Annotated in this window: 24 protein-coding genes and 1 pseudogene; 13 read left to right on the top strand and 12 right to left on the bottom strand. The window is 61.9% G+C overall.

The features are described 5' to 3' along the window. The coding region (locus AQUI_RS0102350; protein ID WP_027256077.1) for an AMP-binding protein at positions 1-676 on the bottom strand (676 nt) is incomplete at its 3' end. A gap of 139 nt (positions 677-815) precedes the next feature. Between AQUI_RS0102350 and AQUI_RS0102345 the strand changes: the two genes are divergently transcribed. Next, positions 816-2,441 (top strand): Na/Pi cotransporter family protein, encoded by a 1,626-nt coding sequence (locus AQUI_RS0102345; protein ID WP_245596844.1) that lies wholly within the window; start codon positions 816-818, stop codon positions 2,439-2,441. Positions 2,442-3,219: 778 nt separating this feature from the next. On the opposite strand, the gene AQUI_RS26940 is transcribed toward AQUI_RS0102345, so the two are convergent. Then, on the bottom strand, positions 3,220-3,489 hold the full coding sequence (locus tag AQUI_RS26940; RefSeq protein ID WP_051371763.1) for a GerW family sporulation protein: 270 nt from the start codon (positions 3,487-3,489) through the stop codon (positions 3,220-3,222). Between the two features lie 196 nt (positions 3,490-3,685). On the opposite strand from AQUI_RS26940, the gene ppsA reads away from it, so the two are divergent. Further along, a complete protein-coding gene (gene ppsA, locus AQUI_RS0102325) occupies positions 3,686-6,064 on the top strand; it encodes a phosphoenolpyruvate synthase (RefSeq protein ID WP_027256074.1) in 2,379 nt (792 codons plus the stop codon). Here ppsA and AQUI_RS0102320 read toward each other — a convergent pair. From AQUI_RS0102320 to AQUI_RS0102280, 10 genes are all read right to left on the bottom strand, one after another. Continuing rightward, positions 6,061-7,008 carry a 1-phosphofructokinase family hexose kinase gene (locus AQUI_RS0102320; RefSeq protein WP_027256073.1) on the bottom strand — a complete coding sequence of 316 codons (948 nt, stop codon included), beginning with the start codon at positions 7,006-7,008 and terminating at the stop codon, positions 6,061-6,063. The genes ppsA and AQUI_RS0102320 overlap by 4 nt on opposite strands. 39 nt (positions 7,009-7,047) lie before the next feature. Further along, positions 7,048-7,419 (bottom strand): hypothetical protein, encoded by a 372-nt coding sequence (locus AQUI_RS0102315; protein WP_027256072.1) that lies wholly within the window; start codon positions 7,417-7,419, stop codon positions 7,048-7,050. Beyond that, positions 7,406-7,945 (bottom strand): hydrolase, encoded by a 540-nt coding sequence (locus AQUI_RS26935; RefSeq protein ID WP_245596843.1) that lies wholly within the window; start codon positions 7,943-7,945, stop codon positions 7,406-7,408. The genes AQUI_RS0102315 and AQUI_RS26935 overlap by 14 nt, the downstream gene beginning before the upstream one ends. Before the next feature lie 134 nt (positions 7,946-8,079). After that, positions 8,080-8,814, bottom strand: coding sequence for a hypothetical protein (locus AQUI_RS0102305; RefSeq protein ID WP_027256071.1), 735 nt, complete (start codon positions 8,812-8,814; stop codon positions 8,080-8,082). Beyond that, positions 8,804-9,541 carry a S16 family serine protease gene (locus AQUI_RS29090; RefSeq protein WP_051371762.1) on the bottom strand — a complete coding sequence of 246 codons (738 nt, stop codon included), beginning with the start codon at positions 9,539-9,541 and terminating at the stop codon, positions 8,804-8,806. The genes AQUI_RS0102305 and AQUI_RS29090 overlap by 11 nt, the downstream gene beginning before the upstream one ends. A gap of 6 nt (positions 9,542-9,547) precedes the next feature. After that, positions 9,548-11,170 (bottom strand): AAA family ATPase, encoded by a 1,623-nt coding sequence (locus AQUI_RS26930; RefSeq protein WP_169730741.1) that lies wholly within the window; start codon positions 11,168-11,170, stop codon positions 9,548-9,550. An 84-nt stretch (positions 11,171-11,254) separates the two neighbouring features. Further along, positions 11,255-12,238, bottom strand: coding sequence for a zinc-dependent alcohol dehydrogenase family protein (locus tag AQUI_RS0102295; protein WP_027256070.1), 984 nt, complete (start codon positions 12,236-12,238; stop codon positions 11,255-11,257). 78 nt (positions 12,239-12,316) lie between these two features. After that, the gene (locus AQUI_RS0102290) at positions 12,317-13,039 is read right to left on the bottom strand and encodes a DUF5765 domain-containing protein (RefSeq protein WP_027256069.1); all 723 of its coding nucleotides are present in this window, start codon (positions 13,037-13,039) and stop codon (positions 12,317-12,319) included. A 3-nt stretch (positions 13,040-13,042) separates the two neighbouring features. Continuing rightward, entirely contained in the window at positions 13,043-13,342 is a 300-nt protein-coding gene (locus AQUI_RS0102285; RefSeq protein ID WP_027256068.1) for a chaperone modulator CbpM, read from the bottom strand. A gap of 4 nt (positions 13,343-13,346) precedes the next feature. After that, on the bottom strand, positions 13,347-14,279 hold the full coding sequence (locus AQUI_RS0102280) for a DnaJ C-terminal domain-containing protein (protein ID WP_027256067.1): 933 nt from the start codon (positions 14,277-14,279) through the stop codon (positions 13,347-13,349). A gap of 174 nt (positions 14,280-14,453) precedes the next feature. On the opposite strand from AQUI_RS0102280, the gene AQUI_RS0102275 reads away from it, so the two are divergent. From AQUI_RS0102275 to AQUI_RS26920, 11 genes and pseudogenes are all read left to right on the top strand, one after another. Further along, positions 14,454-14,777 carry a hypothetical protein gene (locus tag AQUI_RS0102275; RefSeq protein ID WP_027256066.1) on the top strand — a complete coding sequence of 108 codons (324 nt, stop codon included), beginning with the start codon at positions 14,454-14,456 and terminating at the stop codon, positions 14,775-14,777. Continuing rightward, entirely contained in the window at positions 14,774-14,995 is a 222-nt protein-coding gene (locus tag AQUI_RS0102270; protein ID WP_027256065.1) for a hypothetical protein, read from the top strand. The genes AQUI_RS0102275 and AQUI_RS0102270 overlap by 4 nt, the downstream gene beginning before the upstream one ends. Positions 14,996-15,066: 71 nt before the next feature. Next, a complete protein-coding gene (locus AQUI_RS0102265; RefSeq protein ID WP_027256064.1) occupies positions 15,067-16,239 on the top strand; it encodes an IS5 family transposase in 1,173 nt (390 codons plus the stop codon). Positions 16,240-16,452: 213 nt separating this feature from the next. Continuing rightward, entirely contained in the window at positions 16,453-16,815 is a 363-nt protein-coding gene (locus AQUI_RS0102260; protein ID WP_027256063.1) for a hypothetical protein, read from the top strand. A gap of 117 nt (positions 16,816-16,932) precedes the next feature. Next, a pseudogene (locus AQUI_RS26925) lies at positions 16,933-17,819 on the top strand (recombinase family protein). Between the two features lie 556 nt (positions 17,820-18,375). Further along, positions 18,376-19,578: a plasmid partitioning protein RepA gene (gene repA, locus AQUI_RS0102245; protein ID WP_027256062.1), complete on the top strand. Its 1,203-nt coding sequence runs from the start codon at positions 18,376-18,378 to the stop codon at positions 19,576-19,578. Beyond that, positions 19,568-20,542 carry a plasmid partitioning protein RepB gene (gene repB, locus AQUI_RS0102240; protein WP_027256061.1) on the top strand — a complete coding sequence of 325 codons (975 nt, stop codon included), beginning with the start codon at positions 19,568-19,570 and terminating at the stop codon, positions 20,540-20,542. Before repA ends, repB begins: the two co-directional genes overlap by 11 nt. A 263-nt stretch (positions 20,543-20,805) precedes the next feature. After that, complete coding sequence (repC, locus tag AQUI_RS0102235) at positions 20,806-21,960, top strand: plasmid replication protein RepC (RefSeq protein ID WP_084294224.1); 1,155 nt, start codon at positions 20,806-20,808, stop codon at positions 21,958-21,960. Positions 21,961-23,907: 1,947 nt separating this feature from the next. Continuing rightward, the gene (locus AQUI_RS0102220) at positions 23,908-24,216 is read left to right on the top strand and encodes a type II toxin-antitoxin system TacA family antitoxin (RefSeq protein WP_027256059.1); all 309 of its coding nucleotides are present in this window, start codon (positions 23,908-23,910) and stop codon (positions 24,214-24,216) included. Further along, positions 24,216-24,761, top strand: a complete 546-nt coding sequence (locus tag AQUI_RS0102215; RefSeq protein ID WP_027256058.1) for a hypothetical protein — start codon at positions 24,216-24,218, stop codon at positions 24,759-24,761. The genes AQUI_RS0102220 and AQUI_RS0102215 overlap by 1 nt, the downstream gene beginning before the upstream one ends. 733 nt (positions 24,762-25,494) lie before the next feature. After that, a complete protein-coding gene (locus AQUI_RS26920; RefSeq protein WP_051371760.1) occupies positions 25,495-25,752 on the top strand; it encodes a DUF3768 domain-containing protein in 258 nt (85 codons plus the stop codon). Positions 25,753-26,251: the final 499 nt, after the last annotated feature.

Raw genomic sequence — 26,251 nt, 5'->3', positions numbered from 1 at the left:
CATGCACCACCCCCTTGGGCTTGCCGGTGGTCCCGGAAGTGAAATGCACCAGCGCCGGATCTTCGGCGCCGGTCCGGACTGTCTCGAATGCCGCCCCTGCCCGCTCCAGCGCGGGCCCCAGCGCCACGCAGCCCTCCAGCGCCTCTCCGCCGGCAATCAGCACCAGCTTCAGGGCGGGCATCTGGTCCCGGAACGGCGCAATCTTTCGCCGGTAGAGCGCCGCGGTGGTAACCACCACCCGGGCTGCGCCAATCTCCATCCGCGTCCGGATCGGTTCCGGGCCAAAGGCGGCAAACAGCGGCGTATAGACCAGCCCCGCCTTCAGCGTGCCGAGAGCACAGGCATATAGCTCCGGCACCCGCCCGATCAGGGAATAGACGCTATCGCCCCGCTGCAGCCCGTGCGTCCGCAGCAGATTTGCAAATTTTGAAGACAATGCCACCAGCTCAGCATAGCTCAGCTCGCGCCGGCTGCCGTCCTTGCCCAACCAGCGGATCGCCGTCTGGGCGCCATAGCCCGCGGCAACATGCCGGTCTGCGGCTTCATGAGCGATGTTCAGCCCGCCATTCAGGCCACTGACCAGTTTCTCGGTCCCGGCCCACCGGCTGCCCTCGCCGCCCGCCGCGGACACGGCCCCTGCGCGCGGGCCCTCATCACCTGTCTTGCGTTCGTCCACCCTGCCATCCTCCCGACCCCATGTTCCCCCAGGAACGAACCCGCCGCTATGATACGCATTAATCTGCTGCAGAGGGCTGCCGCCGGGGCCGGACACGCCGGATTTGATAGCAAGCGGCAATTCTGGCACTCTGTGTCAAATGTACTGGAATGTGTTGCCGACCCTTGGCGGCATCGGTCTCTTTCTGATCGGAATGCTGCTGCTGACCGGCGGTCTCAGGACACTTGCCGGGGCCCGCCTGCGCAGCATTCTGGGCCGGTTCACGTCCACCCCGGCCACCGGCGCGGCAACCGGCGCGGTGACAACCGCGGCGATCCAGTCCTCCAGCGCCACAACGGTTGCCGCCGTCGGATTCGTCGCCTCCGGCCTGCTCACCTTTCCGCAGGCGCTCGGGATCATCTTCGGCGCCAACATCGGCACCACCATGACAGGCTGGCTGGTCGCCATCCTGGGCTTCAAGCTCGACCTCGGGCAGGCCATGCTGCCGGTCATCCTGGTGGGCGCCCTGCTTGCCCTTTCCGGCAGGCGGAAGATTTCCTATCTCGGCCAGGCCCTGGCGGGCTTCAGCCTGATCTTCATCGGAATTGAGCAGATGAAATCCGGCCTGGAAACCTTTCAAGGCATCGTGACCCCGGCCGATTTCCCCTCCGACAGCTTTACGGGCAGGCTCAAGCTGGTTGCAGTCGGCGTCCTGATCACCCTGGTCACCCAATCCTCGAGCGCGGGCGTCGCCACCGCCTTAGCTGCCCTGAGCGCCGGAGCGGTGAATTTCCAGCAAGCCGCGGCACTGGTTATCGGGATGGACGTCGGCACAACCTTCACGGCGGTTCTGGCCACGCTGGGCGGCGGCACCATGGCCCGGCGCACCGGCGTCGCGCATGTGATCTATAACTTGATGACGGGCGTCTTGGCATTCTTCCTGCTTGGGCCATTTGCTGCTGCAGTGTCTTATCTGGCTGGTTCCCAAGCCTCCCTTACAGCGCTCGTCGCCTTTCACAGCGTCTTCAACCTCCTGGGGGTGATCTTCATCCTGCCCTTCGCGCGGCCGTTTGCGCGGTTGATCGAGTTTCTGATTCCGGACCGCGGGGCGGCGCTGACGCAATCGCTGGACCATCTGATCCTCCGCGATCCGGCAGCCGCAACCACCGCCGCCAAAGTTGCCGTTGACCGTCTTACGACAGCTGCAATCCATCACCTCAGATCAATCACCGGCGCCCCCGGCAAGGGCAGGAGCAGTTACGAGTGGGACCAACTCACCTCCGCATTGGCGGAAACCCGCACCTATCTGGATAAGATCAAACTGTCCGGCAATGCCAGCATGGAATTTGCCGAGATCAAGGGTATGTACCACATCCTCGACCATCTGGACCGGCTGCTCTACCGCTGCACGCAAACGGACAGGATCAGCGAATTGCCGAATGACATGCGACTGCGGCGTCTCACCGGGGTGCTGACCCTGGCAACTGCCAATGCCGGGCACGCCGGCAGCCCTGATGAATGCGAACAGTTGTTGAACCGTGTCCGCCGGATCATGCGGCAGCAACGGGAGTCGCAAAGAGACCGGCTGATCTCCGAGGCCGCAGACGGCACTTTGCCGGACGAAACAGCCTGGCTGAGGCTCGATGCGGTCCGCTGGCTGCACAGGGTGGCCTATCACCTGTGGCGCATCCGGCTGCACTTGAACCTGCTGGAAAGCGGTGCTGCCGGCACCCGCCTCAAAACACTAAAATCGGAGGAAGCAAAGCAGAATGCCGAACTGAACTAAGGCCCGTCACATCAATGGTCCCGCCGGTCTTTATCAATCTCCTGAGCCAGTTTCCTGCCATTACGGTGTCACCCGCGCAGGGCCCGTGGCTGTAAGTTACCTCCTCTTGTCACCAGCTTTTACAAGGCGTAACGCTCCGGCACCGGCCTTGGCGACGGCAAAAAATGCCTCACTGGCCCCGTGGCATCCGCTCCAACCGGGCCAGCATCCTGGCGATGGCCTGCGGAAACCTCTCCTCGATTTCATGCGCAGATAAGTTTTCACCATCAACACTTGTTCCCGTTACCGCGCCGCGGTGAAAAGCCAGGATCAGCACAGGCCGTTTCTGACCGGTGCAGGCGGCAGCGGCCACGCCACAGTGGTGCGACCGCTCAATCCGGCACACCACCGCAAAGGTCCGCGCCCCGGCGCGGACGGGGGGGGGGGCGGCCACCCAGCTCACCGCACCGGCCCGAAGGCGTCCCATCCGAACCGCATAGCCGGCCCAATCAGCGCCGCCGGAACCACGGAAACGTCCAGCCCGGCCCGGCTGGTCAGCACCGTCCGCCCCGAGGCTGCATGCTGACCTGCAGCCTCGGGGCGGACCAAGTTCCGTAAACCAGCCGCCCTGCTGCCGGCACAATCCTGCGCAGATCGAATGGCCGCTTGCGGCGCCTTTTTCGGGCCGGCGCCTTGTACGCAGGGTGCGGTTTCCGCCTGCCGGAGAGCCTGATCCGCGGCCCCAGCCCGCCCAGCGGGCGCAACACCGCCGAATAGTCCAGCCCCGCCGCCAGCGTTGTCATCGCACCCTGCACCGTTTCCACCCGCGCACCACGCTGGTCGATGATGATGGTCCCCAGCGGCTTGATCCGCCGCCGGCCCCAGTGCCTGCGCCTTCGCCTGTCTTGGCGTCTGCACCGCCGCCGGCACCAAAGCCGAACCCGTAGCTGACAATCGGAATTACTGTCGCGTCCCCCTTCTCGATCGGGTCGCCCAGAACATTCTTGGCAATCAGCAGCCGGTCCAGTTCCTCCACAGTGCTTTTTAGCAGACGTTCGACATTTTCCATTCCTCTCACTTTTCCCAAAACAACTTTCAACAGGCTGAACCTATCAGTACGGCGGCCTGCGGGGATTGATACCGCGCAATCCGCGCCTGCACAGCTGCCGCTTACCCGGAGGACGGTGGCCCACTGATCTGCATCAATGGCCCGCGCCGGATTCCTGCCATTATGGGTTCACCCTCACAGGACCCGGAGACAGAACATGCCCCACGCCACCCCGCCCGTGATCAGCTTCGACAAGGTGAAACGCTCCGATACCGGCCTGGTCGGCGGCAAGAATGCCTCCCTGGGCGAGATGATCGGCGCGCTTGGCCCTATGGGCATCCTTGTGCCGCCGGGGTTTGCCACCACTGCCGGCGCCTACCGCGAATACCTTTCCGCCAACGGGCTGGAGCCCCGGATTTCCCAGCAGCTGGATGCCTTGGCCGAAGGCCGCACCACGCTGCAGCAGGCGGGCAGGGCGATCCGTTCTATGATCCTCGAAGGCAACTGGCCCAAGGAGACCGCGCAAGCGATCCTTGCCCACTACCGCAGCCTCGGCCAATCGACGAAAAAGGCGGATGTGCCAGTGGCGGTCCGCTCCAGCGCTACCGCCGAGGACTTGCCGGAGGCGAGCTTCGCGGGCCAGCAGGAGACCTTCCTGAACGTGCGCGGAGAGCAGGCGCTGCTGCAGGCCTGCCGGAAATGCTATGCCTCGCTGTTTACCGACCGGGCTATCTCTTACCGGCAGATCCACGGGTTCGATGACATGCAGGTGGCGCTGTCGGTCGGGGTGCAGCAAATGGTCCGGGCCGACACCGGCGGTGCGGGCGTGATGTTCTCGGTCGACACCGAGTCCGGCTTCCCAGATGCGATCCTGATCAACGCCGCCTGGGGCCTCGGCGAGACCGTGGTTCAGGGAGCCGTGGACCCGGACGAATACCAGGTTTTCAAGCCGTTCCTGGATACCCACGGCCTGTCGCCGATCCTGGAAAAGCGGCTGGGCGCCAAGGCCGTCAAGATGATCCAGGACCGCGACGGCAGTCCGCGCAACGTGCCCGCCTCCAAGGCTGAGCGCACCCGCTTCGTCCTCGGCGACGGTGAAATCCTGTCCCTCGCCCGCCAAGCCACGGCGATTGAGGAGCACTACGGCTGCCCGATGGACATAGAATGGGCCCGCGATGGGGAAACCGGCCAGATCTACATTGTCCAGGCCCGCCCGGAAACCGTCCAGTCCCGCGCTTCCGCCGGCATCCTCAGATCTTATGCGGTGACAGCTCCGGGAGAGGTACTTTTGACCGGGCTCAGCGTCGGCAGCGGCGCTGTCGCGGGCAGGGTGTCGATCCTCGAAAGCGCCGAAGACATCAGCCGCTTCGTGGACGGTTCCGTGCTGGTGACCGGCACCACCGACCCCGACTGGGTACCGATCATGAAACGGGCTGCCGCCATCGTGACCGACCACGGCGGCCGCACCTCCCACGCGGCTATCATCAGCCGCGAGCTGGGCGTGCCCGCCATTGTCGGCTGCGGCAATGCCACCGAGGTTCTGCATGACCAGCAGGACGTCACCGTCTCCTGTGCAGGCGGCGAGCAGGGCGTAGTGACCGAAGGCCTGTCGCAGATCGCCATAACCGAGGAAACACTGGAAAACCTCCCCCGTCCCAAAACCGAAATCATGCTCAACCTCGCCAACCCCAGCGCCGCGCTGCGCTGGTGGCGGCTGCCGGTGGACGGCGTCGGGCTGGCACGGATGGAGTTTGTGATCAGCAACACGGTGCGGGTGCATCCGATGGCGCTGGTTCGCTTCGATCAGGTCCAGGACCAAGAAACCCGCGCCGCAATCGAGGCGCTGACCGCAGGCTATGAACGCAAGACCGAATACTTCACCGACCGCCTCGCCCGCGGCCTGTCGCGGATCGCCGCCTTCTGCCACCCCAAGCCGGTGATCATCCGGGTGAGCGATTTCAAGACCAACGAATACGCCGACCTCATCGGCGGGCAAGACTTTGAATCCGCAGAGGAAAACCCGATGATCGGCTTCCGCGGCGCCTCCCGCTACTACTCGGAGGAATACCGTGACGGGTTTGCACTGGAATGCCAGGCGATTGCCCGGCTGCGCGGGCAGATGGGCTTCAAAAACGTGATTGTGATGATCCCCTTCTGCCGCACCCCGGAGGAGGCAGACCGGGTGCTGGCAGTGATGGCGGAGCACGGCCTGAAACGCGGCCAGGACGGGCTCAAGGTCTACGTCATGTGCGAAATCCCCTCCAACGTCCTGCGCGCCGCGGAATTTGCCGAACGCTTCGACGGCTTTTCCATCGGCTCCAACGACTTGACCCAACTTACGCTCGGCATCGACCGCGACTCTGATGCACTGGCAGACCTGTTCCGCGAGGACGACCCGGCGGTGCTGTGGATGATCGAAACGGTGATCCGCGAGGCGCATAAGGCAGGGTCCAAGGTCGGATTCTGCGGCCAGGCGCCCAGCAACAACCCGGACTATGCCCGCCGCCTGGTGGAGTTTGGCATCGACAGCATCTCGGTCACCCCCGATAGCTTCCTGCAGGTCCTGCGCAACGCCGCCAAGGCCGAAGAAGGTTAAACGTCCTGAGCCTCGCATTGCGGCAGCAGCGCCTCCACCTCGCCGTGCCCGAACAGCGCGGTGCCCTCGCTACCCACCGCGGCGCTTGCTGCAGCAACACCCCAGCGCAGCGCCTGATCCAGCGCCTCGCTGCGGGACAGCGCCAGCGACAGCGCGCCGGTAAAAGCATCCCCTGCCCCGATCTTGCTTTGCACCTCAACATAAGGCGCGCGGCAGAAAACCCGCTGGTCCCTGGTGGCCAGAACCGAACCTTCGGCACCGCGCCCGCCCACGACGATCTGCGCCACGCCGTGCGCAATCAGGTCCTGGGCAAACGCCAGGCTTTCCGCGACCGAGGCCAGCTCGTGCCCCACCGCCTGTTCCGCCTCCCGCTGGTCCAGCCGCAGAACATGCACCGGCTTGCCGGGCGCCGCCAGCAGATGCGCCAGCGCCGCCTTGGAGGTATCCACCACCAGCCTGTCTGTGCGCGGCGCAATGGCCTCCAGCACCTGCTGCGGGAAATCATCGGCCAGACCAGGCGTGACACCTCCGCTCAGCACCACATAACCGTCCCGCGGCGCCGCCTGGGCAATCGCGCTCAGCAGCTGCGCGGCGTCGGCGCTGCCCATCGTCTCGCCAGGCACGCTGAAGCGGAACTGCTCGCCGGTAGTCTCATCCGTCACCGCAAAGCTCTGCCGGGTTTCGCCGCGCACATGAACCGCCACCGCCAGCACGTCTTCTACCACCAGCAGCTGCAGCAATTGCTCGCCCATGGCGCCGCCGACCGCCACCAGCGCCGAGACCTCGCCGCCCAGCTTGCGGATCGCACGGGCCGCATTCACCCCGCCGCCGCCGGGGTCCACCCGCGGCGCCTTGCAATAGAGCTTGGGGCCTGCCACCACCCGGTCGATCGACGTCGCCAGATCGACAGCAGGGTTCAGTGTGATTGTCAAAATCCTGGACATCAGCCTTCCTTCCCCGTTGCCTCTCCAAGCCGCATCTGTTCAGTCCTTTTTCAGGATCATCGCCAGCCGCAAAATCGCCGCCAGTATCGCCTGCCCCAGAACCGGCGACTGGCCCAGGCCGATCGCCGAATCATTGTCGAGATTGTCGTTCTCCCGCAGGGTGCAGTGCCAGCGGCCATGCTTCCCATAGGCGCGGCCGCGGATATGCACATCCGAGTCCGGGAAAGCCGCGTCGGCCACATGCATGGCGCCATCCGCAGTGCCGATATGCTGCGCTGCGTGCTCATCATCCGGCGCAGCCCCTGGCAGCAGATAGGCCAGCGCATGCAGCACGCCGCCGAAATCCGCCAAGGTCAAATCCGATTGGCTTTCCAGCCGTTCGATCAGGAGTTCCAGTTCAGGGTCTTTCATAGCTGCCTCCCCGGCTAAGTGGATGTCTGGATGACTTCCGCAACGCCAATGACGTAATTCCTGCCATATGCCCGCGCGCACCGCGGGCAAGTGGATAGACAGCTCCGGCAGTTTTTCCGGCCGCCACAGCAGCGGTTTCCATCTCGTGCACCCAGTCCTTTGCCTTGCGGTAAGGCCCCTCGAACACCCTGGTGATGAAGTCTCCGGAAAGCGTTGCCATTTCCTCGCCAGACACGTCTCCTGTCACCGCAAAGAAATGCTCGCCCTCAGCCGGGGACAGGTCGCGGCTGAGGACAAAGTACCCCTCCGGCTCCTGTGCTCCGGCGTCCCCGATATGCGCCTGCACCCTGGCAAACACCTTTCCCATGTTCAGCTGAAAATGCAGCAGGCTGCGGGTCTTTGCCCGGACAAAGAGTTTATTCTCGAAATGCAGATGGCGCCCGTGCGACCCTTCGGGATTGAACTTGGGGCAGCAGCCGGTTGTGTTGCAGGACATGTCCATTCCGGACACCGTATTCGTTTCCATGACTCTGCCTTCACTTCTCCCGTGACACCTTCAGTCTAGCCCCGCCGCCGCGGGATGAAATGATGCGGGTCAATCCTCCAGGCGTTTTGAGCTGAAACCCCCGAGGCAGCACACCTGCCCGTCTGCGCGCCGCCTCAGCCGCTGATCTGAAGGATCAGCGGGCAGCGGGCAGCGTCCTGGATACGGGCGGCGGGCGGCAGATCCGCAAGCGGCGTCGCAACGATGACCGCCGCCGGATTCATGTACTCCAGCTGCCGCAACAGCATCCCCGGCTGCGCGCAGAACCGGGTTTCAATGCCGCTGTCCTCCTGCCCTGCCGGGGTGGGGTCCGACTCCGCCCCGGCAGGACAGGCAATCAGCGCCACCAGCGGCTTGCCGGTCTTGCGGGCCAGCCGCAGCGCATAGTCCGGCACGCCCCGCCCTGCCCCCAGGATCACCGCAATGCAGCCCGCCACCCGCAGGATCGGCTTGAACCCGAAGACCAGGATGTCACCGGCCTGCGAGATCCGGCGCAGCTCTTCCTGCACTTGGCCTTCTGCCTCCCGGAATGAGCTCTCCAGCGCCGCCGCCGCTGTGCGGGCGGACAGCAGCCCTTTGAACCGCCGCGCATCTGCCTGGAGCGCCTTGGCCAGGGCCGCCCCGGTCAACCCGGTTTCCCGCTGCCCGGAATAGGACACTACCCGCGACTGCGCATAGCCCGCAGCCAGAACCGCGGTTTCGCGGACAAACACCCCCTGCAGCTCCGCCCCCAGCTGCCGGGCCAGCACCAGCGCCAGCACCAGCGCCGATTCCGCGTCCGGATAACAGCTGGCGCCCAGAATGACCCTGGCGTGGCCTGTGCCCCCTGCCCTGCCCGTATCACGCTGCATCGCCGCCTCCCTGTTTTGCAAAGCACCGGCGGATGTCGGCAAACCCCTGCAGCCGGTCCTCCACCAGCCGGTTCAGGCTGCCCTCGGGAAAGGCGCCATCTGCACCGCGTACCCCGGCCTCCAGCCCAGTCAGCACTGCCATGCCGTCACTGACAGTGCTCATCGGGCAGATATGGAACCGCCCCGCCGACACCGCGTCCACCACCCGCTGGCGCAGGTTCAGGTGGCGCAGATTGGCGGCCGGGATCAGCACCCCCTGGCGCCCGGTCAGGCCACGGTCCGCACAGACGTCAAAAAAGCCCTCGATCTTCTGGTTCACCCCGCCGATCGCCTGGATATCGCCGAACTGGTTGACCGACCCGGTGATCGCAAAGGACTGGTCCAAGGGCACCTCTGCCAGCGACGACAACAGCGCAATCAGCTCCGCCGCCGAGGCACTGTCGCCCTCCACCCCGCCATAGCTCTGTTCGAACACCAAGCTGGCCCACAGCGACAGCGGCGCGCTGGTGGCATAGGTGGCCGCCAGGTAGCCCTGCAGGATCAGCATCCCCTTGGAATGGATCGGCCCGCCTAGCTCGGCCTCCCGCTCGATGTCCACCAGTTTGCCGCTCCCCGGTCGGGTGCGCGCCGTCAGCCGCGACGGCTGGCCAAAGCTGTAATCGCCGATCTGCAGCACAGTCAGGGCGTTGATCTGGCCGATGCGCGCGCCGTCGGTATCGATCAGCACGGTGCCCTACCGGACCGTCTCCAGCCCCCGCTCCCGCACCCGCCCCGCCCGGCGCTCCTTCTCGGCCACCGCGGTCTCGATATGGGCCGCGCCGATATGGGCGGTGCCCTCGCGCTCGGCCCGGAAATCCGCCTCTCGCAGCAGGTCCGACAGGCGGCTGAAATTCAGCGTCAGCCGTTCCCTGTCACCCGTCATTCGCAGGCTCTCCAGCAGCATCCGCTCCACCGCCGCCTGGTCCAGCGACCGGGTCCCGGCCCGCCGCGCCAGCCCGGCGATCATCTGCGCATAACTGCCCGCCGGGGCCTCCTCCTGCAGCAGCAAATCATCGGCGAAATCCGCCTCCAGCTTGAACAGCTGCAGGAAATCCGGGTCCAGCGCTGATAGCAGGTAGTAATGCAGCCGCTCTCCGATCAGCACCACCCGCACGCTGAGCGGCACCGGATCCGGCTCCAGCGACACCGTGGAGATCAGGCTCATCCGCTCGCCCGGCGAATAGATCGGGATCTCCCCCGTCCGCAGGCAGCGCTTCAGGGCATCCCAGGCCAGCGGCTCGCTCAGCACCTGGCGCACATCCAGCACCAGATAGCCGCCATTGGCCCGGTGCAAGGCGCCCGGTTTGATCATCGTGAAATTGGTGATCAGCGTTCCCATCTCCGAGGCATACTCGATCCGCCCGATCAGATTGGCCATCGTCGGCAGCTCTTCCTTGACCACGGGCGCGCCCGCGCCGCTGCTGCCGTTCGCAACCATCACATTGACCCGGTAACGCTGGAACTGCGGCAGCTCGAAATGCTTACTTGTGGGCACCGGGAACGGGCCGACCTCCTCCTCGCCCTCCCCGATCAGGAACAGCTCGCCATTTTCGATCAGATCGCGGCGCACCGCCTCCAGGTAGCGCATCACTGCCGCCTCGCTGGCAAACCCTTCCTGCACCTCGCGGATCGCCTCGTCCACCCCACGGGAGGCCAGCTCGTAATGCAGCTGCTCCACCTGCCGCCGGTGCTCCTTTTCACGCTTCGGCACCGCTTGCAGCACCTCTGACATCCGCTGCTGTATACGGTCGATCGCTGCTTCCAGCTCTGCACGCTCCTCCTCGCCTAGCGCGTCGAACTGCTCCTGGCTCAACACCTTGTCGTCGCGCAGACCAGCAAAACTGAAGCCGACCGGCGTGCGCATGATGGCAACTCCCGCCGTGCGGGCATCCTCAAAGACCTCCGCCATCTCGCTCTCATGCGCGGCAGAGAAATCCTCCTCGATGGTGCGGCGCCGGGTCTGGTAATCCTCCGATTCAAACAGCGCCGGGATCTGGCTGGCCAAGTCGTCCACCAGCGTTTCCATCATGCTGCGCAGACGGCAGGCGGACCCGGCAGGCAGCCGGATTGCCACCGGCTTGTGCGGCACATCGAAGTTGTTGACATAGACCCAGTCGCAGGCCACCGGCCGGTCCTTGGCGATCTCCGCCAGAATGGACTGGGCAAGCGCATGGCGGCCGCTGCCGGGCTGGCCCAGGACAAAGACATTGAAATCCTCGTGGGTGGTCAGCGCACCCATCCGGATTGCATCCGCCGCCCGCTCCTGTCCGAGGCAGCCGGGGTCGCCGTCCAGTTCGCCCGTCAGTGCGAAATCCAAGCCCCCGGACGGCAGAACGGGCTGCAGCTGCGTCGCTCTCAATTCATTAGGATTTTGTTTTTTAACCATTTTCACGTCGCAACATCAGGGCACCAGCACCGCGGCCCCTTGCAGGCGCCCTTGCCGCATGTCCGCAAGCGCCTGATTGGCGGCGTCCAGCGCATAGCTGCGGGTCTCAGTGGAAATACCGGCCTCAACCGCCAAGGACAGAAACTCGTCACCATCCTGCCGGGTCAGATTGGCCACCGACAGGATATGACGTTCGCCCCACAGGTCTGCATAGGGAAAACCCGGAATGTCGCTCATGTGGATGCCGCCGCAAACCACCCTGCCCCCCTTACGCACGGCCTTCAGGGCCGCAGGCACCAAGCTGCCGATCGGCGCAAACAGGATGGCCGCGTCCAGCGCCTCCGGCGGCCGCTCATCAGAGCCGCCCGCCCAGGCGGCGCCAAGGCTGCGGGCAAACTCCTGCGCGTCCGTGTCTCCGGGCCGCGTCAGCGCAAACACTTTGCGGCCCTGCCAGACCGCCAGCTGGGTCAGTATATGCGCCGCTGCACCAAATCCGTAGAGGCCGATATAGGCCCCGTCGCCCGCCATCCGGTAGCTGCGGTAGCCGATCAGCCCGGCGCACAGCAGCGGCGCCAGTTGCACCGGGCTGGCCTCCTCATCCAGCCGGAACACGTAACGCGCATCGGCAACGCAGAATTCGGCAAACCCGCCGTTGCGGGTATAGCCGGTAAAGACCGGCGCATCGCACAGGTTTTCCTGCCCGCCCCGGCAATAGCGGCAGTGGCGACAGGTGGCGCCCAGCCAGGGCACACCGACCCGCTGGCCGGTCTCCAGCCTCTCAACCTTGCTGCCCGCCGCCACGATGCGGCCGACAATCTCATGTCCCGGGATCAGCGGCACCACCGCTTCGGTCAGGTCGCCATCAGCGATGTGACGATCGGTGCGGCACACGCCGCAGGCCTCAACCCGGATCAGCACGTCCCAAGGTCCCGGGTCCGGCCGGGCAATATCCTCCAGCCAGAGCGGCTCACCTGCTTTGCGGAACACCATAGCACGCATCTTGCGACTCCTGTGGGGCAGCATACCTCAAACCGGCGCCCCCCGGGTTGATCCTGATCACCCAAGGGGCCGCCGCCGCTACACCCGCAGCCCCCACCAGCTCCTTGCGGTGAAGGCTTCGCGCATCCAGGAGCTGAGGCCGATGCACAGGATCACGATTGAAAACAGGCACCAGACAGCGGGCATCTCGTTCGGGTTGCTGGTCAGCGTCCAGGCCAGCACCGGCCCGGTAAAAAGGTGCATCATCACAAACCGCCACGCCCCATAGGCCAGCGGCAGCGCAAAAACTGCCGCCATATAGGCCGGAAAGCCGGACTGCACCCCCAGTGCATTGTCCAGCGGCACCAGCAGGCCGTTGTAGGGCACATTCCAGGCGATGTGCCAGGTCCCTGATACGGTGCACAGAACTTCGGCGCACAACGGCGCTCCAGCCGCACAACTCCCTAATGCCGACATGGGAAGAAGCTGCAGCAGCATCACCCCCGCTGCCCCGAAGCCAAGGCCCAGCACCCACGGCCTGCAGCGCGCGCTGACGGGGGCAGGCACCAGCTCCAGCGCAAAGGCGTTGATCAGAAGGGGCTGAAAGGCGATGTGCAGATAAGACAGCAGCGTGACCCCCTTGTTCGCTGCTGCGCTGCAGTCATCGGCGATCTGGTATCCGGCCAACTGCAGGGCCTCCATGACCGTGAAATAGCCAAGCACTCCCCACACGGCCAACGGCTGGCCCTGCCGCCAGCAGACCACCGCTGCGGCCGTTTCCGCAACCACCATCGCGGCAGAGGCTTCTGCGCTCCAGCACATCCGCTAGACTTCTTCGAACGACGCCAGCCGCCTCAGCATCTCGTCCCGTTCCGCCAGCAGGTCCAGCACCAGTGCAATCCCGGCGGCATTGACTCCCAGATCCCGGTTCAGGCGCCGTGCCTTCTTGGCGCGGGCAATGCTGACGCTGTGGAACCGCCAGTTCTGGATTGAGGCCCCTTCGGGCTCCAGAACCCCGTGGTCGACCAGCTCGATGACCCAGCTTCTGTCAGCGTGGCAAAACCGGCACAGCTCCTCCAGGGTCAGGCTGACGATGACGGTGCTCTTGGCCTTTGCAGGTTTCATGCGTCTATCCTCCGATACCGGCGCGCGGGTTGAACGGCACCTCCCGGGCCATCTGCTCAAAGACCCGGCGCGCCTCCTCCGTTGTCACCTTTGGGTTCACGATCCTGAGCGTTGCAAAGATGTCCCCGGCTGGGGTTCCCGGCAGCCCCTTGCCCTTGAGGCGCAGCTTCTGGCCGCTGCGGGCATTAGCGGGGATAGTTAGCGCCACCTTGCCATCCGGCGTCGGCATCATCACCTTGCCGCCCAGTGCCGCCTCCCAAGGGGCCACCGGCAGTTCTAGATGCAGATCCCGGCCAACAGCCCGGTAGACCGGATGCGGGGCAAAGCTCACCTCCAGGAACAGATCGCCCGGCGTGCCTCCGCCCAACGGCGGCATTGCCTGCCCCGGCAGCCGGATGTGTTGCCCTTCAGTGATCCCCTTGGGCACCTGGACCGCTATGCTGCGCTCCTGCAACTGCACCGTGCCATCCGCCGCAACTTGCGGTATTCTGAGAGTGAGGACGCTGGCGTCGCCGCGGTAGGCATCCTCGATGTCCAGCTGCAAGCGGGCATGCTGGTCTCTGCCCTGCCCGCTTTCCGCCCTGCCAAAGGGCTGCCCCTGGCGCCGGAACAGGGTTTCAAAGAAGTCGCTGAAAGACTCCGCATCCGCCGGGCTGCTGCTGGAGAACTCAAAACCGCCCTCCCATCCCGGCGGCGGCCGGAAGCCGCCTTGCGCCCCGGCTTCCGGTTTGCCCAGCTGGTCATAGGCAGCCCTGCGTTCCGGATCTTTCAGCACCTCATAAGCTTCGTTCACATCCTTGAACTTCGCTTCGGCCTCTGATGTGGCATTGATATCCGGATGATACTTCCGGGCAAGCTTGCGGTAGGCCCGCTTGATTTCGTCCGCCTCCGCCGTTGGGGCGATACCGAGGATCTTGTAATAGTCCCTGTACTTCATACCGCAGCTTTCCCTGAACAATTGCCGCACCAGTGTGACACGCCGGGAGGGGAGGCGGATTGATCGGGATCATGCCGGCCGCTCTTCAACGACCCAATTAAAGAGACTTGCGGGCCACCGGGCCTGGTAGCCGCCTTTCACAATTATTTTCAAACCTCCGATTGAAGATGACTTATGAAATTGAATTTGTCGCGCACCTCTGGCGATCTGCGAAAAATGGAATGGCGCAGCCAGCCCAGGAGGACGCAAGCGATGATTTCAAGCCCTGAAGACCTCGCCCAGATGATCGCCGCCGAGAAGAGCCGGGGTATGACATCAGCTGATGTGACGCGCCTCACCGGAGCCAACAAATTGGAGGCGCTTCGCAAGGCGGAGCGCGCGGGCCTGCTCAAGAGCAACCCGACAAACAACCGCCAGCTCGGCCGGCGCTGGTGGAGCACAGAACACTATCCCGCGAATGGGCTTAGGCCCGCCGCTCCACTGAAGGACGCAAGATGACTCCGGTCAAACTGAAGCTGACCTTCTCCTGGTCGAAGATCGACGACCCCATTCCGACCAGCCGCCGCGTGCGGCTCCCGGGCGGGGATGAAGCGCGGAACTTCCGTTCGGTGCTGGACGGGGAGTGGTTCGCGGTGGTCAATGAGTGCACCAAATCCGGGCAGGGTTCCGAAGAAGGCGCCATCAGCTATTCTGAGCAGGAACTAACAGGCTGCTGAAGAAGTCGGCTTTCGACGCGGTCTGAGGAACGTGATTCACCCTCAGCACAACTTCGGCGGGGGGGGTGATGATGCGCGGGGCGGATGAAGCGAGCGGATCGCTTTTCAGCTATGTCGATCTGGAAGAACGCATCCCCGCGCGGCACCCTCTCCGCAAGATCAGGCAGGTAGTCAACGACGCGCTGGCCAGCCTGGATGCCGATTTCGAGGCGCTTTACACTGGTTTCGGCCGCCCCTCGATCCCGCCGGAGCGGCTGATCAGGGCGACCCTGGTTCAAATCCTGTTCTCGATCCGCTCCGAGCGGCAACTGATAGAACAGATGCAGTATAACCTGCTGTTCCGCTGGTTTGTCGGCCTCGGGATCGATGACCCTGTTTGGGTTCCCACGGTGTTCACCAAGAACCGCGACCGGCTGCTGACAGCCGATATGTCGCGCAAGGTGATGGCGGCGATCCTGGCCCACCGGGAGGTCGCGCCGCTCCTGTCGGACGACCACTTCTCGGTCGATGGCACGCTCATCAAGGCCTGGGCGTCGATGAAGAGTTTCCAGTCGAAGGCGGCGGGCACGCCGCCCGGCGATGATGGGCTGGATGACCCGCCCGCGACATCGATTGCCCCTGCCGCACAGCCCATCCGACCCGAAACCGAGACCGATCAAATGCCCCGCTTCAACCGCCGCAGCCGAAATCCCGAGGTCAACTTCAAGGGCGAGAAGCGTTCGAATGCGACCCATGCTTCGGTCACCGACCCGGACGCACGGCTCTATAAGAAATCCCCCGGCACGGGTGCGGCGCTTTGCTTTATGGGGCACGCGTTGATGGAGAACCGGCACGGACTGGTTGTACAAGGCGACCTGACCCAGGCTGACGGCCGCGCTGAGCGCAAGGCCGCGCTGGACATGCTGCACCGCCACTCCCCCGGATCGACCCGGCAGCTGACCTTGGGTGCCGACAAGGGATACGATGCGGCCGAATTCGTCGCGGATCTCCGCCAGGCCTGCGTCACCCCGCACGTCGCCAGGAAGGCCCGGCATTCAGCAATCGACGGGCGCACAACCACGCACAAAGGCTATGCCCTGTCCCAGAAGCACCGCAAACGGATCGAGGAGGCGTTTGGTTGGGCTAAGACCGTTGGCGGCATGTCCCAGACCGTCTATCGCGGCGTCGAACGGGTGCGGTCGCGCTTCATCCTGACGCTCGCTGCTGGAAATCTCGCCCGGCTGCCCCGGTTGCTGGCGGCATGAGGCTGTATGAGGTGGCCACAAGCCTGCTTTCAGCCGCCCGATCCGGAAGGGAGACAAGGCAGCCCCCCTCAGAGAGAACAACGTCCCGCTGACCTGACTAATTCAGCCGCCTGCTAGAGCGCCTTATCCTTGAGGACATTCAGGATGCGAAGGCAAAACTGGCCGTCTATGATGCGCTGATCACCACGGAAAACGAAATGGAGGCGGCGTGACATGGGGCCAAAAGAAACTGCCACGCTGATGTGGGTCGGCGAAAATGAGGGGATGGCCCCTTCCGCGCCGAACCTGATCAAAGCCCGCGGCCTCGCCAAGCCCAACCAAGGCGGAAGGCGCAAGCTGCAGGAGGACAGCTGGTACCTGCCCCCGAAAGGCCGGTCTCTTTTCGATCGGCTTTGGCTTGAGGATCAGGCCCACATCGATCCTGAGACCATTATCCCTAATCTCGTGGCGGGCTGGGCCGACCGGGAGCTGCCGGACGGAGCCGTCCGGCTTAGCGCCCGTGAGGTGGCCAGCATCTTCACGTCTTTCAAGGAAGCCCTCTCCCAGCCTGGATGCGATCCGGGTTGCCTGGGATGAGACCGTGAGAATGTGGCAAGACGCCGTTTCCCTCAGGGTGGCCGTGCTGCTCCTGCGCCAGGTCGCCGCCCGGTTGTTCCCCGCCCTGTCGCCGGATCTGAGCGATGCGGAGCTGCTATGCCCCTGATCGGCTACGCAAGGGTCTCGACGGATGAGCAGTCCAATGCCGCCCAGGTGCAGGAGCTGCGCGCGGCCGGTTGCATCGAAGTCCATGAGGAGCATGGCTCCGGCGGTAGCCGCGACCGCCCTGCCCTGGCCATCTGTGCGACAGCTTGAAAGCGGGCGAAACGCTGGTTGTTGTTAGGCTCGACCGCCTGGCGCGATCCCTCTCCCATCTGCTTGAGGTGATCGAGGGCCTTGAGGCTAAGGGGGCGCATTTCAAATCGCTCCGCGACCCGGTCGACACCTCCAGCCCGCAGGGGAAGTTCACCCTGCAGGTGCTTGGTGCGGCCGCTGAGCTTGAGCGGGCCCTTATCCGGGAGCGGACCCTGTACGGATTGCGCTCGGCGCGGTCCGAGGGGCGCATTGGCGGCAACCCCGGCTTGCGGTCCCAGGATCCGGAAGCCATCCGCAAGGTCCGGGACGCCCGCGACCAGGCGCATTTCAGCAAGCTGGAGCGCAGCGCCAGCCAATGGATTCCCGAGGTTCGCAGGCTGCGGCCCAATATGCCTTGGGAAGACGTGACACGCATCATCAACGCAAAGCTGCCAGCCGATGCCCGGAAATGGTCGATCGAGCGGCTGAAGCGCGCTGTCAGGCGTTATGTGCGGGAGGGTTTGATGGAGTCTGCGGTGCTCGAGCGCGCCCCGCGCAAGGATACGGATGACCGGCTTCTGGCGATTATAGCCGGCATCGCGGGCGCCTCCCCGGACATGACGCTCGCTCAGATCGCTGACCGGCTGGAAGCCATGCATGAGCGCACCCCGCGTGGCCGGTCGAAATGGTCCGGCTCGTCGGTAAAAATGCTGCTGGACCGGGCCAAGACCCAGGGCCTGTTAAGCTAGGTCGTTTTCGAATTACAAACCTCACCGCAGCGCACAACTGACCATGCGGCAAGCGACGCGCGGCACTGCTTCTTGCGGTTTTGCATAGCAAAATCATGAACGGGAAACGCGGCAGAGCGTTTCTGTAACTGATTCCCGTACCCTTCCAGAATCAAGACTGCAGCACAAAGCCATCTCCTTTGTCGCTCGGCTGCCATGTACCCATGTGCGCCTGCGTTACAGCACCGGCTTGGATGTGTTTTGGAGTTTCAATGTGTTTATGCGTCAGGGGGAAACTATCCACAGGAACGATGAGGATAGTTATTGATGTTGCTTTTCAGTTACTTACAGTAATGCACCCCAAACCCTTTAACGGTTCACCTTCAATAACGGGTCCATCTGTGGAGCAAAAAGCACAACCTAAACCTGCTGTTTTTCCTTGAGTTTGTTCCCCTGCCCCTGCATAGCTTGTAACGAGATAACGTCAGAAAGGTCTCAGCTTCCGTTTCTACACCGTTCGTTTTGATCGCAACGGCGAGTAACGGAAGTCAGAAAGACCATAGAACGGGCAGTAAATATGGACGCAGTATTGCACAGCAAGCTTCGTACCGACGCCGATAGGCTCTCGGAAGCGCTCGACGCAATGTCGAAACTGTTCCTCGCACCGAAGGAACAGAAGCAGCTCAGGACATTCACTTCATCAGAAGTTGCTCAGCTCCTTCGCGTGAGCGATGGATACCTACGCAAGTCGCATTTCGACAGGAAAATTCCCGAGGTCGAACAAGGCCCAGGTAACAAACGCTCTTATACGGCCGAGGACATCCTGGAGATCCGTAAAATTCTGGCGCAGAACGCCAAGGATCCTCTCCAGTTCCTGCCAGGCCGCCGTGAAGGCGATAAGCTCCAGATCTGGTCTACCGTCAACTTTAAGGGCGGCAGTTCCAAGACCACCACCTCTGTTCACTTGTCACAGCGACTTGCGTTGAGGGGTTATAGGGTTCTGGCTATCGATGCTGATCCGCAGGCGTCTCTTACAACCTTCTTCGGATACCAGCCCGAAATTGACTTCCGCCACGGCGGAACTCTGTATGATGCCATCCGCTATAATGACGGTGAAACCAACCGCGTCCCGATCACGGAAGTTCTTAGGAAGTCGTACTTCCCGAACTTGGATCTAGTCCCGGGCGGCATCATGTTATCCGAGTTCGAGACTGAAACCCCTACCGCCCTCAGCCGCGGGGAGCAGCCGGTTTTCTTCAACCGGATTCGTGATTCACTGCGCCAGGTGGAAGATGACTATGACATCGTCATAATCGACTGCCCGCCGCAGCTCGGCTACCTAACCATGTCGGCGGTCTGCGCGTCGACCTCCCTGTTGATGACCATCATCCCGGAACGGGTGGACCTTGCGTCCGCAAGCCAGTTCCTGAACATGGCATCTGGCGTCCTTGAGGTTCTCCATTCCAATGGCGGCATCGGCGCCTATGACAACTTCACATATCTGCTGACCCGCTTTGATACCTCGATCAGCGCCCAGCAGGATCTCGCGGAATGGATCAGGGAGATCCTGGGGGACAGCGTGATCCCGACGCCTTTTGTTAAGTCCTCTGCTGTCAGCGACGCCGGGCTTGGGCAGAAGACCGTCTTCGAGGTCGACCTAAGCGGCTCAAAAAACAGGAAAACATACGATCGCGCCATCGAATCCATAAATGGCATTGCCGACGATATCGAGCGCAAGATCCAGGCATCCTGGGGGCGGGAGGTAGACGATGAAGCGTGACCTGCTCGCTAAAAGTCTCCAAAAAATGGCGGAAAAGAAGTCGGAGGCCCCTGCTCCTTCAGTTGCGGCCGCGCCATCGAAAGAGGGCGCGCCTAAATCGTTGCTAAACATGTCTGATGTCTTGACGCAGGTTGCTTCTCAGGCGGCCCAAGATGTTGATGTATCCGACATTGCTGATTCCGATATTTCGGACCGGTTCGACGTTACGGTTGGACTGGACCCCCTTGTTGAATCAATCCGCAACTCCGGCCAGGAACTTCCTGTTATGCTCCGGTTCCGCCGGGGCGAAGGACCGCGCTATGAGGTTGTTTATGGTCGACGCCGCATTGCTGCATGCCGCAGGCTAGGAATTAGGGTCCGCGCACTAATCAAAGAGATGAACCTGCGTGAGGCCCTTGTCTCGCAGGCACTTGAAAACTCAGCCCGCCTAGAGCGCAGCTTCATTGAACAGGCGGTCTTTGCAACGGAGCTCGAAAAGGCAGAGTTTTCACGCACTGAGATCTGTGAAGCACTCGCAGTTGATAAGGGCACGCTCAGCCGCCTGTTGTCGATCGTGCGAGACATCCCGGCAGGTGTAGTTAACCGCATTGGTGCCGCTCATGATGTCGGCAGGCGCCCCTGGATGGAACTTCGGCGCTTGGCGCTGCTTGAGTGCGCGCCTTCAGAGGATAAGATGATCGCGCTGATACCGGATGAAGCCGAAGGGGCTCCAGCCAGGGTAAACAAGCTCATCGAAGCATTGCAGGAGATTGAACGACGTGCCGCTACGCCGACACGGGCCGCTAAGCCGGAAAGCCCCCCTGCCCCGGCTCCGACGCAGCTCCCGGGCTCTCAGGTGAAATACCAGGTAGGCAAGGGAAAACTGACAATCCAGGTCGGCGGAAAGCAGGAGGAAGAATTCATTGAATTCGTCAAAAGCAACCTGTCGTCTCTATACGAGACCTGGTCAAAGAAGGGTTCGTGATCGGGAATTGGCCAGGGCTTTCGCTTGGCCAATTCCTGTAAGTCATTGATTTCATTAAGTTGCCCATGGCCAACCCCATGGTGAGTTGAGCAGCAGAAGCAAAAACACAAAGGAGGCAGACACTTAAGCAAAAAGAAACCCCCCGAAAGCGGTGAGGCTTTACAGAGGGTCCCTGTAACTTAGACACTTACTTGGTACCCCGAAAACCGAACCACTGCAACACCGATTTCGGTGAACGGTACCTTTTTGCCGTCTGAAAAGGCATGAAAACCATCACATCCGCGGCATGCAGTGCCGGGGCACAGTTGAGCTGTGTCCAAACTGACCACGCAGGCTTCCGGCCGGTACTGCGCAGAGATCTCATGCGCGCATTGCGCAAGTGCCGCAGCAAAATCGGACTCACTACAGGCGATGTTCTTGTTGTTGATACTTTGCTGAGTTTTCTGCCCTGCCGGGAAACCAAAACGGGCGCGGAGCTGCCGGTAGATCCAAGCTTCATTCTAGTGATCTATGCTTCGAACCAGACCATTTGCGGCCGCGCAAACAATATGTGCGAGCGCGTCTTGCGCCGACATGTTTCAAAGCTGGTGAAACTCGGCCTTCTGCGTCGACGTGATAGCGCGACCAGGAAGCGTTTTCCTATCAAATCGAACGGCAAAGTCTGCGCGGCCTACGGACTGGATCTTACCCCCCTCCTGTTGGCCGCGGACAACATTATCCAGATGGCCGCCGACATTGAGCTGGAAGAGGAAGAAATTCGCGGATTGCGCGCCCAGGCACTGACACTGCGCGCCGATCTGCTGAAGGCTGCACATACACTGACCGATGAGATTCTGGAGTATGTGACCCAAGCAAAAACCATCCTTCGCCGGTCAACTTTGAAGCTGAGAGAAGTCAAATCACTGCTGACCCGGCTCAAGGAAATCTCCGAAGTTCAGGATGTTTCCCACAACCTGAACCCCAGCGAGCATCCTTGCACTGGGGAAATCAAAGCCAACGAACCGCGTACAGCCCATGACCGCAAGCATGTGGAAACCGCGAAAGAGTCCGCCGGGAACGGTCAAAATGTCCGCCAAGTAGAGTCACAAAAAACAGATACATTTAAAGTCTCGCAGAGAAGCGATGCTTCGCTTCTGGAACTGTGGAATGAATGCAGAGAAATCGCGGAGCTCTTCCCCAAGCCACCCAAGAGCCATCAGGATCTGCAAACCATCGTGCAGACGATGGCGAACTATGTTGGGATTGGCTGGGAATGCCTAGCGAAGACCCAGGCAAGGCTCGGGCTCGGAGAGCTCTTGAGATCTCTGAACTATATCGCTGAGAATGCGATGCACATCGAACGCCCGGAAGCATACCTTATCAGCCTTGCAGGTCATAACCACTCTGTCGCGTACGGCAGCATTAGGAAACCGTTGTAATGCGCTATTGGAGGCCTAATCCCTTCCTGATGAGGCTTGGCGCCCCATCCCCCAACAGGCGCTGCAAGGGACTGAACAGGCGCGCAAGGGTGTTGGCCTCGGCCAACGTTCTCTTCGCAAGCCTGCCTTCTGCTCATCTGCCTGCATGACGCTTTGCACGATGAGGGTATGCCTGCGCCGTCAAGGCTTTTTAGATAGCCGCCCTGCCCTAGTGCGCTGCCGTAAACGCCATTCCCGCACTCTGCAAACGGCGCCAACCATCGCGCGGGATCGTAGTGTTGGCTATGCTCAGCTCTTTCCAAAGGCAGCTTTCGCGCCCGGCGCAATTCGCTGCATTGAAATGCGTTTGAAGCCATAGATCTCGACCAGCCGATCCCGTCATGAAAGGTTATCGCCTGGCTATATCTGGAACTCCATAATCTTGTTGCTTGCTTGATTTGCCATAGCGAGGCACGTGATAACCCCACAGTTCGGGATTCGATCAGCCGCAAGCCATCGTGCTGACTATGCTGGACCGCGCAGCATTTGCAGATGCGAGCACTTTTTCAAGCGATCAGTCTGGCAGCTTCCACCTCTTGCCCGGAGCTACCCTTTATCGACAGCCTGGTACGCTCAGCTACTCGCTCAAGACGTATGGCTCATGACAAGGATTGATCCTGAGGCCGCCGAAAGGGCTGACTAAAAAGTTGGCCACCTCATGGGCAATGTTTGTCAGGGTTTTAGCCAAACGCAGAGATATGAGCTGCTCCTGGAAATGGCCTGCCGGCTCCGATAGCGGTCATTCGATCGTCATTTCGGTTGAGATTAGTCGCACTAGCGGGGGTCTTAAAATCAGAAGTTGGCCATGGCCAACTTGCACAGAGGCTCTCGTTGTACTTGGTTTCGGTGAATTCATCACCGGCTCAGCAGAACGCGGATCTGGCGTGTGCCGCGGGCAGGGCCGACCACAAGAGCACGGAGTTGGCCATGGCCAACTCGCTGGGGTGAAGGAGCTGTGGCGATGTGCCGACGCGATTCAAGACGTTCCGGAATCCAGGACTCTTGACCTGCCCTCTATGGCGCTGCCGAAATCCCAACGAAAGCTGTTGCGGAGCCGTTGGCCATTTGACGGTGGTCAAATCCTCCGTAATGTTTCACTCGGTTTACGAAGAACCCGATCGCAGTTCTTTGCCTTGCGGTATCCTTGGGCCTCGGCCGCTCAGTCTGACTCGAAGACGACCACGTTCCTTGCAGAAATTCGCCAAATCCTGAACAGCCATCGAGGTGGTAGATCTTCGATTTCCGGTTTCCTCGAATAGGACCGGCAGCCTCCGAGCTGAACTGATAACTGCCTGCCGCTGACGAGCCAGGCGAAGCGGGGATTGCAGCGTCCAGGATTGTAAATTTTGCATCCGTGTCGTTGCGCATCCAGACTGGAGCATGATCAGAGATCGAGCTGCAGGTCGATTTATGTGTGGCACCAAGCTTCGCCTAAAAGTCGAAGATGCCGGATGCGATGACCGGGGCAGGGGTTCCGGCCGGCGCCCAAATGTTGTCATAGAGATTTGCATACCGGCCGTCAGCCGGGGACAAACCGTGTTGCATGAATAGAGCTTTGGCCATACTTGTCCCTTCACCGGTTCATTATGCGAAACGCTCATAGGTCGCACGACCGAGGCGGGTCATGCGGTTGAGGGCTTTGACAGCGGTCCGGGTTTCGGTTGTCTGGGTCTCCATTTTGCAGCTGCGCAGGTCAGGTTCGATGACGTTCTTTTAGCGCCCGATCTGAGCCTCGCTGCGTGATCTCTGGCCGTAACTGGTGGCCTTCTGCCAGGCCAGCTACGCCGGTAAACTTCTCCCTGCGACACGGTCGGCCGCAGGGAGAAGTTCAATTGAAGTCTTAAAAGTGGCCTCTTGAAATGTACGTCAATCTGACGTACATGTGGGTTCATGTAGTAGGAGGCGGCTATGCTTGGTTTCCACGACACCATCCGCGCCATAGATGAGCGCAACGAAGCCCGGATGAACTTCCGGACCAAGCCGCGTATTAAAAACGCGATCCAGCAAGCTGCGGCCCTGTCCGGTGTGGACGACTCTGTCTTCACGATGAATGCAGCTTACCAGGCTGCCCTGGCAACGATTTCGGCTCATGAGCGCACTGTGTTGCAGCCGGTCGATCATGAAGCATTTTTCACGGCTCTGGACGCGCCTGCAGCGCCCACTGAAGCATTGGCTGCGGCTTTCCGCAGGCACAGACAAACCGTTACCTCAAAATAATGGCTGCAACAGAGTCTGCTGGCAGCGTCATCGAGCCGATCGATCCTTCCAAGCACGATCGAACGGTCTTTTCTTGCGGCGTGGAGCAAGTTGACAATTACTTCCAGAAGACTGCGAACAAACTCGCCAAGGCGGACAATGTCCGGCTTTTTGTCATGTCCACGAGTGAAGGCAGCGTAATTGGCTTTTACGCCCTCAATGCGCATGCAGTGCACTACGGAGATCTACCTTCGAAATTTGCCCGTACACGGCCTGCACACGGCAACATTCCGGCGGCCTATATCTCGATGATCGGCCGTGATCAGAATTTCCGGGGTGGGGGCTATGGGGGGGATCTGCTCGTCGATGCGCTACGCCGGATAGCCGCTGCAGCTGATGCTATCGGTATGGCAATCGTCATGCTTGACGTTCTTGACTGCGGGAATCCTGACCGGGTTGCGCGGCGCAAGGCGCTTTATGAAAGCTATGGGTTTCAGTCGCTGTCCTCGAACCCGTTGCGGATGTTCTTGCCTGTAAGTGTCGTTCGTAAACTGATCGCGGAATAATTGGCCCAAGTTCGCCAGTGTCCTCACGGCGCGGCCGGCTTCGAGAAAAACCTCACCACGACGGCCTCCCGTTCCCGAAGGTCTGCTTGGCTACGCAGTCCTTATAGTGGAGGTACTCGCCGGGCAGCGCACAGAGTTTCTTGGGGGCGAGCTATTCGGGGCGTGCGAGATGTTTCGAAGGTGGGCGGTTGACGGCCACCACCTCGTCTGGGCGTCGGACTGCACTTTGAAATAGAAGAAATCCGCGCGGGGCGCGCGGATTGCGTGGTCCAGGCGACAGGGCAGGGGATCGGCGGGCTGCGCCCGCTCACCCCAGCCCCGGCATGTTTCATTGAACTTTGTCCGCCCGCATCCTGGGCCAGGCCGGTCAAGGGGCAAGCGCCGCGCATTGCGCGGCGCTTGCCCAGTCCGCTGGCAGGGCTTCGCCCTCCCCGCTCTGCCAGCCGAAAGACACGGGTCTTTCAGCTGGCAGTGCAGAGAGGCCGCGCCCATTGGCGGAAGAAGGGCACCAAACCCCAACGCCCCATCAAAAGGAGGCCGAAATGGCACAATATCAATGCAATACCTGCGGCGCAGAGGCTGAACAGGAGCAAGGTGCAGCGGAATACTGCCCGCATTGCGCAGCGGGGAACATAGTTAACCCGAAACTGCAGGCGGCTGAAACCGCCAAGGCAAACGATGCTTTCCGGGCCCAGGCACCTATTGGCGGCATCCGGTTTATCAGGGCCGTGTTGTGGCCACCCGGGGTGTTTCCGCCGAGGGGTCGGAGTTTGTCACCCGCGCGCTTCTTGAAACCGCTGTTTTTGATAATTTCACCGAGGACAATGATCCCTACGGAGATCACTCCATGGGTGCAGTTCAGGTCTGCGGCAAGGTCGTGTGGTGGAAACTCGACCTGTATGATACGGATTACCGTTACGGGGCAGATGACCCGCTGGACCACAAGAACACCCGCCGCGTTCTGCCGCTGCTTTTGCCAAGCGAATATTGACACCGGCGCGGCCCTTCGGGGCCGCGATCCGGCTGGTTTGTCACGCGCCGGGAAGGAGGTGAGAACTATCAGAAAGTTTATAATAAACGCCAGGATCAATGAGGCTTGGGCGCTTCTCAGGAAGGGTGGCATCTTTGGCATCGGCCACCGCTTCCTGATCTAGCACAGAACACCATGAGCTCTCACGCTTCTGGGGCATCAATGGCAGGAAAGTTCAGGAATGCCCAAAGGGCCAAGCAGCGAAAGCACCGAGGCAAGCGTGCGCTACCCAGGGTACTCGCACCCGCTTGCGAATTCCGAGACCATCTCAGCGATGCAGCGCCAGCCACCGGTTTCATCCATTGCCTGAACTCGTGAAGGGTGACATCAGAGGGGCGAGCTTGTTTGGTGGCTTGCAATCAAGCGGTGCACCGACGTGCAGTGGGCAATGGTAAACGAAAGATCACTTGCTAGGGAAAGCCGAAGGCTGCGGCGGTTTCAGCCAAAGAACATGAACCAG

The organism is Leisingera aquimarina DSM 24565 (assembly GCF_000473165.1).
GTDB lineage: Bacteria > Pseudomonadota > Alphaproteobacteria > Rhodobacterales > Rhodobacteraceae > Leisingera > Leisingera aquimarina.
The sequence above is the reverse complement of the archived record's forward strand: the minus strand, read 5'-3'. Positions and strand labels throughout refer to the sequence as shown.